This window comes from Rhizobium sp. L9 (genome assembly GCF_002531885.1).
Classification (GTDB): domain Bacteria; phylum Pseudomonadota; class Alphaproteobacteria; order Rhizobiales; family Rhizobiaceae; genus Rhizobium.
This window is the reverse complement of sequence record NZ_NWSZ01000005.1, coordinates 46,891-60,394: the sequence shown is the minus strand read 5'-3', so window position 1 is coordinate 60,394 and position 13,504 is coordinate 46,891. Positions and strand designations below refer to the sequence as shown.

The following is a 13,504-nucleotide window of genomic DNA, read 5'->3' as shown; positions in this document are numbered from 1 at the left end:
GAGTAGAGGTCGTGACCGCCTGAAACACCCGGCGCGGTGTGCCTCCACGCCAGGGGCAGGTTTGGCTTGAGCGCCAACCCCACTCTCCGTCATCCCAGGCCTTGAGCAGCCTTGAGCCTGGGATCCATGCCCGTAGCTGCTGATGGATGCGGTTTGGATGCTCGGCTCAAGGCCGAGCATGCCGGAGTGTGGGCTTGGCTGGTGGAACAATCGCGCGCAGACCCTCATGTCAGGAATGCCGTCTGCCAGTGAACCCACAATGCCGGCTATCGCCAAACAATTGACAATGCCGCTCTCACCGAATCGCCCGGTCGTCCGCGTCAAAGCGATGCACACGCGCTTGATCCGGCGTCGCATAGACGATCTCATCGGGCTCATACTGGTGCTCGCCGAAAAGGCGCGCCGTCAGCAGGCCGCACTGCTCGGATTCCAGATAGATAATCGTGTCGGCGCCGAGATGCTCGACATGCACGACCTTCGCACGCCACGTCCCCTGCTCGCGCGACAGCGTCATGTGTTCGGGACGCGCACCGATGGTCTTGGCGCTATGATCGCCCACCTTTTCGCCGGGGACGAAATTCATCTGCGGCGAGCCGATAAAGCCGGCGACGAAGACGTTGGCCGGGCGGTTGTAAAGCTCCATCGGCGAGCCGATCTGCTCGATCGAGCCGGCATTCAGCACGACGATCTTGTCGGCAAGCGTCATCGCCTCCACCTGGTCGTGGGTGACGTAGATCATCGTCGCCTTCAGGCCTCGGTGCAGCCGGGCGATTTCGAGCCGGGTCTGGACGCGCAGCGCCGCATCGAGGTTCGACAGCGGCTCGTCGAACAGGAAGAGTTCCGGTTCGCGCACGATGGCGCGGCCGATCGCAACGCGCTGGCGCTGGCCGCCGGATAGTTCGGCCGGCCGCCGCGCCAGATAAGGCGCAAGCGAGAGCATGCCGGACGCCTTGCCGACGCGCTTATCGATCTCGTCCTTGGCCGTTCCCGCCTGTTTGAGGCCGAGTCCCATATTGTCCTTGACCGTCAGGTGCGGATAGAGCGCATAGGACTGGAACACCATGGCGATGCCGCGGTTGGCCGGCGGCGTCAGCGTCTCGTCGCGGCCGTTGATGACGACGGCGCCCGAGGTCACGTCCTCGAGGCCGGCGATGCTGCGCAACAGCGTTGATTTTCCGCAGCCGGACGGCCCGACGAAGATGACGAATTCGCCGTCCTTGACTTCGAGATCGATGCCTTTCAGCACCTCATGCGTGCCATAGGTCTTGCGGATGGATTTGAGTTGAAGCGATCCCACTGTGTTTCCCTTACAATCTGACCGGCTGGCCGGTACGCACGCTCTCGTCGGCGGCAAGGCAGATGCGCAGCGACGCCACCGCATCCGCCATATGGCGATCGAGGTTCAGATCCTCGCGGATCGCCCTCAGCATGAAGGCCTGTTCCCGGTCGCAGAGCGCCTGATGACCAGGCTCGCCTGTCATCCTCATATCCTGGTCGGGCCTGATGAATTTGCCGTCCGGGCCGGTTTCAGCCGTGTGCAGACGGATCACCGAGGTCTTGGTGTGCGTGTCTATATCGTCGGACTTGGCATTCGGATCCATGACGATCGACACCGCGCCCTTCGGCGACATTACATCCTTCACGAAAAAGGCTGTCTCGGAGATCATCGGTCCCCAGCCGGCCTCATACCAGCCGACCGAACCGTCCTCGAAAAGCACCTGTAGGTGGCCGTAATTATACATGTCGGCGGCGATTTCATCGGAGAGACGCAGCCCCATGCCGCGCACCTCGACGGCTCTCGCATCGGTGATCTGGCACATGACGTCGACATAATGCACGCCGCAATCGACGATCGGCGGGGTCGTGCGCATCAGCGACTTGTGCGTCGCCCAGGTCGGACCGCTGGACTGCTGGTTGAGGTTCATGCGGAAGACGTAAGGCGGGCCGAGCTTGCGCGCCTCTGCTATCAGCTTCATCCAGGACGGATGATGGCGGAGGATATAGCCGATCACCAGCTTTCGCCCCGCCTTCTCCGCTGCCGCAACGACCCGCTCGGCATCGGCGACGGTGGTCGCCAGCGGCTTTTCCACGAAGACATGACAACCGGCCTCGAAGGCGGCGACGGCATAATCGGCATGGCTGTCGGAATAGGTGTTGATCGAGCAGAGATCCGGCTTCAGCTCCGCAAGCGCCGTCGCGAAGTCGGGATGAACAGTATAGCCCTGCAGCGCGGGCTCCAATTCCGGTGTCGAGCGATTGACGAGACCGACGATTTCGAAGCCGGGATTGTTGTGATAGGCGAGCGCGTGACTGCGGCCCATATTGCCGAGGCCCGCAACGACGACGCGGATCGGTTTCTCCTGGCTCATTTGACGGCTCCCGACGTGATGCCGCGGATCAGCTGCCGCGAGAAGATGACGTAAAGGATCAGGATCGGCAGGATGGCTAGCGACAGGGCCGCCAGCACCGCATTCCAGTTGGTGACGAACTGGCCGATGAAGATCTGCGAACCGAGCGTCACCGTCTTGGTGCTTTCGGCAGGCGCCAGGATCAGCGGGAACCAGAGGTCGTTCCAGATCGGAATCATGGTGAAGACGGCGACTGTCGCCATGGCCGGGCGCACCAGCGGCAGCACCAGGCGGAAGAAGATCGCATATTCGGAAAGCCCGTCGATGCGCCCGGCATTCTTCAGATCGTCCGAAACCGTGCGCATGAATTCCGACAGGATGAAGATCGCCAGCGGTATGCCCTGCGCGGTATAGACGAGGACGAGCGCCGTCAGCGTATTGACGAGACCGGCCGCCACCATGCCCTGCAGGATCGCCACCGTGCCGAGGCGGATCGGGATCATAATGCCAATCGCCATGTAGAGCCCGAGCAGCAGATTGCCGCGGAAGCGGTATTCAGACAGAGCGAAGGCGGCCATGGCGCCGAACAGCAGCACCAGCAGGATCGAAACAACAGTCACAACGAAGCTGTTCTGGAAATAGGTGGCGAAATCGCCTTGCCCCAGCACCGTCTGGTAGCCGACGAGACTGAAGGTCGACGGCGTCGGGATCATCAGCGGTTCGCGGAAGATCGAGTTGCGATCCTTGAACGAGTTGACGATGGTCAGGAACACCGGAAACAGCGCGACCAGCGTATAGGCGCCGAGCGCCAAGTGCACGAGGCCGGTGCGGATCGGAGATGTGCGTGCCTTGGACATGCGCGCTCCTCAGAACTGGTAGCGACGCATGCGCCGCTGGATGACGAAGAGATAAAGCGAGACGCCGGCGAGAATGATGAGGAACATCACGGTCGCGATCGTCGCACCCATCGAGCGGTCACCGAGCTGCAGCTGGAAACCGAAGAAGGTGCGGTAAAGCAGTGTGCCGAGAATGTCGGTCGACATGTCGGGTCCGGCAAGCGCGCCCTGCACCGTGTAGATCAGGTCAAAGGCGTTGAAATTGCCGACGAAGGTCAGGATCGAGATGATGCCGATCGCCGGCAGGATGAGCGGCAGCTTGATCTTCCAGAACTGGGCCCAGCCGGTGACGCCGTCACATTCGGCCGCCTCGATCACCTCTTCGGGAATGCTAAGCAGCGCTGCATAGATCAGCATCATCGGAATGCCGATGTACTGCCAATTGGAGATCAGCGACACGGCGATCAGCGCCGAACCCGGCTTGCCGAGCCACGGCGCGAACAGGAATTTCAAGCCGATGAGGTCGAGCATCCAGGGCGCCACACCCCAGATCGGCGACAGGATCAGCTTCCAGATGAAGCCGACGATGACGAAGGAGAGCAGCGTCGGCAGGAATATCGCCGTGCGGTAGAAGGCGACGCCTCGCAGCTTCGGTACCGAAAGAAGGGCTGCGAGCGCAATGCCGATCGGGTTCTGCACGCACATGTGGATGGCGAAGAAGATCACGTTGTTGACGAGGGCGTTCCAGAAATCATGCGCCCAACGCGGATCGCCGAACAGCACCTTGAAATTCGCAAGCCCGACGAAGGCCGGCTGCCCGTCGACAGTGTTATAGAGCGAGAGCCTCAGCGTTTCGATGAGCGGCAGCACCATGACGGCGGAGTAGACGATCACCGCAGGCAGCATGAAAATGAAGATGTGCCAGCGCACCGGGCGCTTGATCGGGACGATATCGGCCGCGTTGTCGGTTTCGCTCATGGCTTTTGCCTGTTCTTGTCGCCTCGCCGCAATCTTGCTGGCGCAGATGGAAAATGTTGCGCCTCACCCGAACTCTCTGCGCTTGGCAAGAGAGGAAACGCCCTGCTGGGGATGCGATAACGGGCTGGGAGGTCGCTGCGAGTCTCCTTCTCCCCGCAAGCGGGGAGAAGGTGGCCGGCAGGCCGGACGAGGGGCCGCAAACGCCACCCCTGATCACATTCACTTGGCCGGCTTGTACCAGCTGTCGAGGCCCTTCTGCAGCTTCTCGGCGGCGACCTGCGGCGTATCCGTGCCGTTGATCACATTGGCCGATTCGACCCAGGTCTCGTTCTCGAGGTTCGGCGTGCCGCGCGACAGGATCTGGTAGGTGGAGCGGACGGTCGACTTGTAGGGGCCGCGCCAGGAAACGAACTCCTGAGCGAGCGGATCGGACATCTTCACCGGGCTGGAGTTCAGGCTGAAGAAGCCCGGCAGCGCGTTCGCATAGATATCGGCGAATTCGGGCGAAGCGACCCAGCTGAGGAACTTCTTGGCTTCCTCAGGATGCGTGCTCTTCGCGTTCAGGGCGACGCCGATATCAGGATGATCGGAAATATAGCCCTGGTCGCCTGCCTTCGGAACCGGCGGCGGGAAAGCGCCCATCTTGAACTGCGCCTGCGTGTTGAAGAGCGCGATCTCCCACGAACCGGCCGGGTAGATGGCGGCGCGGCCCAGCGTGAAGAGGTTCTGGCTGTCCGAATAGGTCTGGGCTTCGAAACCATCGCCGAGATAAGGCTTCCACTTGGCAAGCTCTTCAAAGGGCTTGACCCATGCGGGATCGGTCAGTTTCTGCTTGCCTGCGATCAGGGCTAGGCGGCCCTCTTCACCCTTCCAGTAGTTCGGGCCGATGTTCTGGTAGCCCATGGTCGCGGCTTCCCAGAGATCCTTCGTGCCCATGGCGAGCGGAATATAGGTGCCATCGGCCTTGATCTTGTCGAGGGCTGCGTAGAACTCGTCCTGCGTCTTCGGCACGGAGATGCCGAGCTTGTCGAAGGCATCCTTGTTGTAGATGAAGCCGTGGATGACCGAAGCCATCGGCACGCAGAAGGTGGACTTGCCGTCGTCGGTCGTCCAGGCAGCCTTGGCGACCGGCGAGAAGTTCTCCATACCCGACAGGCTGGTGATGTCGACGAGCTGCTTCTTGTTGAAGAGTTCGAGCGAGGCGTCGAACGGACGGCAGGTAATAATATCGCCTGCGGAGCCGGCATCGAGCTTGGCGTTCAGCGAAGCGTTGTATTCGGTCGGCGCTGTCGGCGAGAAGACGATCTTGATGCCCGGGTTTTTCGCTTCGAACGCCGGAATGATCTTCTCCTGCCAGATCTGCAGGTCGTCGTTACGCCAGCTCTCGACGGTCAGCGTGACATCGGCGGCATGGACGAGACCTGCCGAGGTCAGCAGGCTTGAGGCAAGCAGCAGGCTTTTCAGAGCAGTGTTTTTCATTTCCCTCTCCTGTTTTTAGCGCCGAGGCGCCGTTTTCGATCTGAAACAAGCAATTGGCGCGCCTGAGGAAACGCCCAATGCCCCTTGGAGGGCCGCCAGCAACTGCCGGCCCCGAAAGCTCGATAGGCCGAAGGCGATCGCCTGCGGTCCGGCTGCGCACCCTGCAGATAATCTGCCGCGCGATGACTGAGGGGGAAAGCTATGGATCCTAAATTATCCGCCAGCCTACCAAGCCGGCGGATCATTCTCCGATCATCTTCGAAGCGGGTCCGGCTTGGCTTTGCTGCCGGGTTTCGTGGGCTTCGAAATGCTGTTCCCTTTTTCCGAATTAAGGCCAAAAAAATACCAATTGTCCAGATGAAAATTAACTTTTCGGCCTTCAAAAATTCATTAAAAAATTTTGCTGAACAAAATCAATGCGATAAAAAGATAAATTTTCGCCGCTGCCCCCACTTGGTAAATGGTATTTTTTTGGTATTGTAAGAAAATCCAAGGGGAACGGCGTATCGGAGGCCCGATGACGGAGCTTGCAATCGGCATAGACGGCGGCGGGACGAGCTGCCGGGCAGCGGTCGCGGATAGAAACGGCAACGTCCTTGGCCGCGGTAAGGCAGGCCCTGCCAATATCCTGTCCGACCTGGAAAACTCCCTGCTCAACATCGTCGAATCCGCCCGGCAGGCGCTCAGCGACGCTGGTCTCAACGCTGAAGCCCTATCCTCCGTTGTATCGGTCGTCGGCGTCGCGGGCGCCAACGTCTTGGACTACGGCAAACGAATCGAAAGAGCCCTGCCCTTTGCCCAAGGCTGTGTCGTCACCGATGCCTTGATCTCCCTACAGGGCGCGCTCGGCGATGCCGACGGCATCGTCGGCGCCTTCGGCACCGGTTCGGTCTATAATGCGCGAAGGGATGGCCGGCTGAAGGGCATCGGCGGCTGGGGCTTCGTTGTCGGCGACCAGGCAAGCGGCGCCCGCCTCGGCCGTGACCTCATGGAACGGTCGCTACTCGCCCGTGACGGGGTGCGGCCGGCATCGCCGATCACCGAAGCGGTCATCATCGAATACGGCAACGACCCGGAGCAGATCGTCAATTTCGCCCATACGGCCCGGCCAACGGATTTTGCCCGTTACGCGCCCATGGTCTTCAAACATGCGTCAGAAGGCGACGTCGTCGCGGTCGGTATCGTCAGGGACGCCGCAACGGCGATCGGCGAAAGCCTCGACGCGCTGCTCTGGCCGGAATGCCCGTCGATCTGCCTGCTCGGCGGTCTTGCGGAAGCTTACGAGCCCTGGCTTTCCGAACGCTACAAGCCGCTGCTCGCCAGGCCGAAGAACGATGCCCTGCAGGGCGCGGTGGAACTCGCGGTCAAGCTCCTCAACGATCAGCAGAGAGGTACGGCATGACCGACGATCTCGCCACCCTTCTGTCTTTGCAGCGCCTGCAGGCTGCGGGTACCGGACCCCTCTATGTCAAGCTGCGCCGCACGCTCGAAGAAGCCGTGCGCACCGGCACGCTCGGCCAGGGCGATGCGCTGCCGCCGGAACGCGACATTGCCGAATTTGCCGCCGTCAGCCGCGTCACCGTCCGCAAGGCGATCGACGAGCTCGTCGCCGATGGCCTGCTGGTGCGCCGCCACGGCTCGGGCACCTTCGTCGCCAAACCAGTCTCCAAGGTCGAGCAGCGCCTGTCGCAGCTCACCTCTTTCACCGAGGACATGGCGCGCCGCGGCATGTCCTCCCGCTCCGAATGGCTGCACAAGGGCGTGCATACCCCCTCGCCCGACGAAATGATGATCCTAGGCCTACCCGCCGGCATGAAGGTGTCGCGACTCTCGCGCCTGCGCATCGCCGACGACCAGCCATTGGCAATCGAAAACGCCAGCGTCTCCGGCGAATTCCTGCCGGACCCCTCCGCCGTCACCAATTCGCTCTATGCAGAACTGGAACGCCTCAACGTCCGCCCGGTACGCGCCGTACAGCGCATTTCGGCGACGAACATGAAGGAGACCGACGCCCAGCTTCTCGGCGTTCCTGTCGGTGCGGCCGGCCTGTCGATCGAGCGTATCTCCTACCTCGGCTCCGGCCGCGCCGTGGAATTCACCCGCTCGCTCTATCGCGGCGATGCCTATGACTTCGTGGCCGAGCTGACGATCGGCGTGAGCTGACGGCTTGAGGCTATCCAAATTATACGGATAATTCGGGCATCGAAGGCTGGAAACCTATCAAGCAGAAGCAAACTCAACCGATCCCTTTCCAGAGAGCGAGGGCGCCCTCGTCGATCGGCTCAAAGAAATCCGGCCCGTCTCCTAAGACTTGCCCTTTGAGCAGGCCAATTTTGAAGGAGGATCGTACAACCGGAACAAGCTTCACCACGGGCTTGCGCCCTTTGGTGATCACCACCTCCTCACCGGAAAGAGCGGCATCGATCAATTTCGACAGACTGGCCTGTGCGGCTCGGATGGTTACTTGGGCTTCCCTCACCTAGCTAAGGATGCCATTCCGTCGTCACTTCCGCTATCGAATTCAAACCGCCTGACCACGGGAAATTATCGCGCCACATCAAAAGCATGAAGCCGGAAAGTGAATCATTTTCCGGCTTCATCATCTGTTGATTCATTGCATTAAGAACGGCAACGAGCGCACCTCTACGCCGCGTCGTCGATCTCCTCGTCCGTCTTGCGCGGCACGTAGTTCAGCACCGGCCCAAGCCAACGCTCGACCTCGGAAATCTCCATGCCCTTGCGCTTGGCATAGTCCTCCACCTGGTCGCGCTCCACCTTGGCGACGCCGAAATAATATGAGTCGGGATGGCCGATATAGATGCCGGAGACCGATGAGCCGGGCCACATCGCATAGCTCTCCGTCAGCTTCACGCCGGCGGCTTTTTCTGCATCGAGCAGCCTGAAGAGCGTTGCCTTTTCCGTGTGGTCGGGCTGAGCGGGATAACCGGGCGCCGGGCGGATTCCGGCATAGGCTTCGCCGATGAGATCCTCGTTACTGAGCTGCTCATCCCTCGCATAGCCCCAATATTCGCGCCGCACCTGCTCGTGCATGCGCTCGGCGAAAGCTTCGGCGAAGCGGTCGGCCAACGCCTTGACGAGGATCGAGGAATAGTCGTCGTTCGACCGTTCGAAGCGTTCGGCGATAGCGATTTCCTCGATTCCGGCTGTCACCACGAAACCGCCGACATAATCCTGGACCCCGCTCGTGACAGGTGCGACGAAGTCCGAAAGCGCGACATTCGCCCGTCCGTCCCGCTTCGAAAGCTGCTGTCGCAAGGTGTAGAAGGTGGCAAGCTCCTTGCTGCGGCTTTCGTCGGTGAAGAGGCGGATATCGTCGCCGACGGCGCCGGCCGGCCAGAAGCCGATGACGGCTCGCGGGCGGAACCACTTCTCATCGATGATCTTCTTCAGCATGGCCTGGGCATCGGCCCAGAGCGCACGCGCCGCCTCGCCCTGCTTCTCGTCTTCGAGAATGGCGGGGAAACGGCCGCGCATTTCCCAAGTCTGGAAGAACGGCGTCCAGTCGATGTATCTGGCAAGCTCCGCCAGATCGTAATCCTCGAACACCCGCGTGCCGAAGAATTGCGGCTTCGTCGGCTGATAGGCCGACCAGTCGGTCTTGTGCGCGTTTTCGCGAGCCCGCGCCAAAGGCAGGCGCACCTTCTCCGCTTCGCTGCGGGCATGGGCAGCCGCCACCTTGGCATATTCGGCTCTTACACCGTCGACATAGCCCTGCCGGGTTTCAGGCGAGAGCAGCGCCGAGACGACGCCGACCGCGCGGCTCGCATCGGTGACATAGACCGCCTGGCCCTTGTTATAGCCCGGATGGATCTTCACGGCCGTATGCACGCGGCTGGTCGTGGCGCCGCCGATCAGCAGCGGGATCTCGAAGCCCTGCCGCTCCATCTCCGCCGCGACATGCACCATCTCGTCCAGCGACGGCGTGATCAGGCCGGAAAGACCGATGACATCGACCTTTTCGGCGATCGCCGTTTCGAGGATCTTCGTTGCCGGCACCATGACGCCGAGATCGACGATCTCATAGTTGTTGCAGGCGAGCACGACGCCGACGATGTTCTTGCCGATATCGTGCACGTCGCCCTTGACGGTCGCCATCAGGATCTTGCCGGCCGACTGTCGGTCGTCGCCGCCGTTGAGGCGCTTTTCCTCTTCCATGTAGGGAAGCAGGACGGCGACGGCCTGCTTCATGACCCGCGCCGACTTGACCACCTGCGGCAGGAACATCTTGCCCGAGCCGAACAGGTCGCCGACGACATTCATGCCGGCCATCAGCGGCCCTTCGATGACGTGCAGCGGACGGGCCGCCTGCCGGCGCGCTTCTTCGGTATCGGCCTCGATATATTCGGTGATGCCGTTGACAAGCGCATGTTCGAGACGCTTCTCCACGCTCCATTCGCGCCAGGAGAGATCCTGGACACGACCCTCCTTTGCCCCGGCGCCACGGAAACGCTCGGCCACTTCGAGCAGCCGCTCGGTGCTGTCGGGACGGCGGTTCAGCACCACGTCCTCGCAGGCTTCGCGCAGCTCGGGATCGATGTTATCATAGACCGCGAGCTGGCCGGCATTGACGATGCCCATGTCCATGCCCGCCTGGATGGCGTGGTAGAGGAACACGGCATGCATCGCCTCGCGCACCGGCTCGTTGCCGCGGAAGGAGAAGGACAGGTTGGAGACACCGCCCGAGATATGCACGAGCGGCATGCGCTCACGGATCGTCCGCGTCGCCTCGATGAAGTCGACGCCGTAATTATTGTGCTCTTCGATGCCGGTCGCGACCGCGAAGATGTTCGGGTCGAAAATAATGTCCTCGGGCGGGAACCCGATCTTCTCGGTCAGCAGCTTATAGGCGCGCTCGCAGATTTCCACCTTGCGCTCATAACTGTCGGCTTGTCCCGTTTCGTCGAAGGCCATGACGACGACGGCCGCGCCGTAATTGCGCAGGAGCCGCGCCTGGGCGAGGAAATTCTCCTCGCCTTCCTTCAGCGAGATCGAGTTGACGATCGGCTTGCCCTGCACGCGCTTCAGGCCGGATTCGATGATCGAGAACTTGGAAGAGTCGATCATCACGGGCACGCGGGCGATGTCGGGCTCGGCAGCGATCAGGTTGAGGAATTCGACCATCGCCTTTTCGGAATCGATCAGGCCTTCGTCCATGTTGATGTCGATCACCTGCGCGCCGTTTTCCACCTGGTCGCGGGCGACATCTAGGGCTGCCGTGTAATCGGCATTGGTGATCAGCTTGCGGAACCTCGCCGAGCCGGTGACGTTGGTGCGCTCGCCGACATTGACGAAGGGAATGTCCTTGGTCAGCTCGAAGGGCTCGAGGCCCGACAACGACATGAAAGGACGATGCTCCGGGATCGGCCGCGGCTTGTATTTGGCGACAGCCTCGGCGATCGCCCGGATATGCTCCGGCGTCGAGCCGCAGCAGCCGCCGACAATATTGACCAGGCCTTCACGCGCGAAACTGTCGATCTGCGCCGCCATCAACTCCGGCGTTTCGTCATACTGGCCGAACTCGTTCGGCAGGCCGGCATTCGGATAGGCGCAGATGAAAGTATCGGCAACGCCCGAAAGCTCCTGCAGATGCGGACGCATCGCGTTCGCCCCGAGGGCGCAGTTCAACCCGATCGTAAAAGGATTGGCGTGGCGCACCGAGTTCCAGAAGGCTGACGGCGTCTGGCCGGAGAGCGTGCGGCCGGAAAGGTCGGTGATCGTGCCGGAGATCATCACCGGCAGTCGCACGCCCTTGGCCTCGAAGCGTTCCTCGCAGGCGAAGATCGCCGCCTTGGCATTCAACGTGTCGAAGATCGTCTCGATCAGGATGATGTCGGCGCCGCCGTCGATCAGCCCGTCGATCTGCTCGCCATAGGCGTCGCGCAGATCGTCGAAGGTGACGGCACGGAAACCGGGATTGTTGACGTCGGGCGAGATCGATGCGGTGCGGTTGGTCGGACCGATGGCGCCGGCGACGAAGCGGCGGCGGCCGTCCTCGCGCTCGGCGCGGATTGCTGCCCGGCGCACGATCTCGGCACCCTCCTTATTGAGGTCGTAGACGGCACCTTCCATCTGGTAATCGGCCTGGGCGATGCGGGTCGAGGAGAAGGTGTTGGTCTCCAGAATATCGGCGCCGGCCTTGGCGTATTTGTAATGGATCTCTTCGATCGCATCCGGCTGGGTCAGGATCAGAAGATCGTTATTGCCCTTCTGATGGCAGGCGCAGCCGATGAAGCGGGTGCCGCGGAACTGGTCTTCGTCATAACCGAGGCCCTGGATCTGCGTACCCATGGCGCCGTCGAGAACAAGAATGCGCTCGCTCGCGGCTTTCTTCAAAGCGGCGAAAACTTCACTGCCGTCACGCTTGCCCGTTTCCGGACCAAAGAGAGTATCAAACACGGGAGGGCTCCTTGACGTCGTAAGACCAGACTTCCAGATCACATAAAGATATCTTTATGTCAATATATGGCTATCGATTTCGTGCTTTGCAAAGCTTCGGCGATGACAGGTTCGCCCGAGCTCTATATAGGCCTTTGCTAGTCTTGTGCACGAAATCGGAGGAGTATCATGGCACCCGCAACCGGCAACGCTGCGCTTGGAAACTGGACAAGCCGCGCCTATCACCGCAGCTGGCTGCTGGCGCAGGCAAATGGCCTCTTCGATTTCTTTCAGCACGATTCGATCAATCCCAAGGGTGGCTTCTACGATCTCGACGACACCGGCAGGCCGCTCGATGCCGAGGGCCAGGTGCGCGGCATCCATATTGCGGCGCGCGCGGTCCATTGTTTCTCGATCGGCGCCCTGCTCGGGCGTCCCGGCGCCTCCGACGTCGTCGATCACGGCATGGACTATCTCTGGAACCACCATCGTGACCGCAAGAACGGCGGCTACTTCTGGTCGCTCGACAATGACGGTCCGGTCGATTCCAACAAGCAGGGCTACGGCCACGCTTTCGTCCTGCTCGCCGCCTCCTCGGCAAAGACAATCGGGCATCCGCTGGCCGACGGTATGCTGGCCGATATCACCGAGATCCTGAACAAGAAGTTCTGGGAACCGCGCCACGGCGCGATCGCCGAGGAATTCACCGCCGACTGGCAGCCGCTCGACGGCGGCGCCTATCGCGGCCAGAATTCCAACATGCACCTGACCGAGGCGCTGATGGCGGCCTTTGAAGCCACCGGCGACAGGGATTACCTCGCCAAGGCCGAAAGCATCGCCGATCTCGTCATCCGCCGTGCGGCCGGTTCGGTCGACTGGCGCGTCGCCGAACATTTCGACGCCGAATGGAACCTCGACAAGGATTACTATCATCCAAACGAAATGTTCCGCCCGGCCGGCACGACGCCAGGCCACTGGTTAGAATGGGCGCGCCTCATCCTGCAGCTCTGCGCCCTCGGCGGCAAACGCATCGAATGGATGCCGGATGCGGCGAAAGCCCTTTTCGAACAATCCATGGCCCTCGGCTGGGACAATGACAAAGGCGGCTTCTTCTACACGCTCGACTGGGACGACAAACCGGCCAAGCGCAACAAGCTCTGGTGGCCGGCCTGCGAGGGTGCGGCTGCCGCGCATTTCCTCAATGAGCACCTGCCGAGCGACTATCACGAGGAATGCTACCGCAAGATCTGGAACGTGATCGAACGCGCCTTCATCGACCACAGGAACGGCGGCTGGCACGAGGAACTGACGGAGGATCTCGTTCCCTCGCACGCGCTCTTCCCCGGCAAGGGCGACATTTATCACGCCCTGCAGGCTTGCCTCATCCCGCTTTTCCCGGCAACGGGCAGCCTGACGAAGGGCATCGCCGAGGCTGGCGGCAGGCTCTGACGGCTGTTTGAGCGGCCG

At 61.5% G+C, this 13,504-nt stretch carries 10 protein-coding genes; 3 read left to right on the top strand and 7 right to left on the bottom strand.

Going from position 1 to position 13,504, the window contains the following annotated elements:
• Positions 1-295: 295 nt before the first annotated feature.
• From CO660_RS05635 to CO660_RS05615, 5 genes are all read right to left on the bottom strand, one after another.
• Positions 296-1,297 (bottom strand): ABC transporter ATP-binding protein, encoded by a 1,002-nt coding sequence (locus CO660_RS05635; protein WP_097597926.1) that lies wholly within the window; start codon positions 1,295-1,297, stop codon positions 296-298.
• A 10-nt stretch (positions 1,298-1,307) separates the two neighbouring features.
• Positions 1,308-2,369 (bottom strand): Gfo/Idh/MocA family oxidoreductase, encoded by a 1,062-nt coding sequence (locus CO660_RS05630; RefSeq protein ID WP_097597925.1) that lies wholly within the window; start codon positions 2,367-2,369, stop codon positions 1,308-1,310.
• Positions 2,366-3,205, bottom strand: coding sequence for a carbohydrate ABC transporter permease (locus tag CO660_RS05625; protein ID WP_097597924.1), 840 nt, complete (start codon positions 3,203-3,205; stop codon positions 2,366-2,368). Before CO660_RS05625 ends, CO660_RS05630 begins: the two co-directional genes overlap by 4 nt.
• A 9-nt stretch (positions 3,206-3,214) precedes the next feature.
• Positions 3,215-4,162, bottom strand: coding sequence for a sugar ABC transporter permease (locus tag CO660_RS05620; protein ID WP_097597923.1), 948 nt, complete (start codon positions 4,160-4,162; stop codon positions 3,215-3,217).
• 219 nt (positions 4,163-4,381) lie between these two features.
• Positions 4,382-5,641 (bottom strand): ABC transporter substrate-binding protein, encoded by a 1,260-nt coding sequence (locus CO660_RS05615; RefSeq protein WP_097597922.1) that lies wholly within the window; start codon positions 5,639-5,641, stop codon positions 4,382-4,384.
• A 517-nt stretch (positions 5,642-6,158) separates the two neighbouring features.
• Here CO660_RS05615 and CO660_RS05610 point away from each other — a divergent pair.
• Together CO660_RS05610 and CO660_RS05605 are read left to right on the top strand one after the other, a co-directional pair.
• Complete coding sequence (locus tag CO660_RS05610; protein WP_097597921.1) at positions 6,159-7,043, top strand: N-acetylglucosamine kinase; 885 nt, start codon at positions 6,159-6,161, stop codon at positions 7,041-7,043.
• Positions 7,040-7,804: a GntR family transcriptional regulator gene (locus CO660_RS05605; protein WP_097597920.1), complete on the top strand. Its 765-nt coding sequence runs from the start codon at positions 7,040-7,042 to the stop codon at positions 7,802-7,804. The genes CO660_RS05610 and CO660_RS05605 overlap by 4 nt, the downstream gene beginning before the upstream one ends.
• A gap of 73 nt (positions 7,805-7,877) precedes the next feature.
• On the opposite strand, the gene CO660_RS05600 is transcribed toward CO660_RS05605, so the two are convergent.
• Together CO660_RS05600 and metH are read right to left on the bottom strand one after the other, a co-directional pair.
• On the bottom strand, positions 7,878-8,120 hold the full coding sequence (locus tag CO660_RS05600) for a type II toxin-antitoxin system prevent-host-death family antitoxin (protein ID WP_097597919.1): 243 nt from the start codon (positions 8,118-8,120) through the stop codon (positions 7,878-7,880).
• Positions 8,121-8,284: 164 nt separating this feature from the next.
• Entirely contained in the window at positions 8,285-12,058 is a 3,774-nt protein-coding gene (gene metH, locus CO660_RS05595) for a methionine synthase (RefSeq protein ID WP_097597918.1), read from the bottom strand.
• A 168-nt stretch (positions 12,059-12,226) separates the two neighbouring features.
• On the opposite strand from metH, the gene CO660_RS05590 reads away from it, so the two are divergent.
• Positions 12,227-13,486 carry an AGE family epimerase/isomerase gene (locus CO660_RS05590; protein WP_097597917.1) on the top strand — a complete coding sequence of 420 codons (1,260 nt, stop codon included), beginning with the start codon at positions 12,227-12,229 and terminating at the stop codon, positions 13,484-13,486.
• Positions 13,487-13,504: the final 18 nt, after the last annotated feature.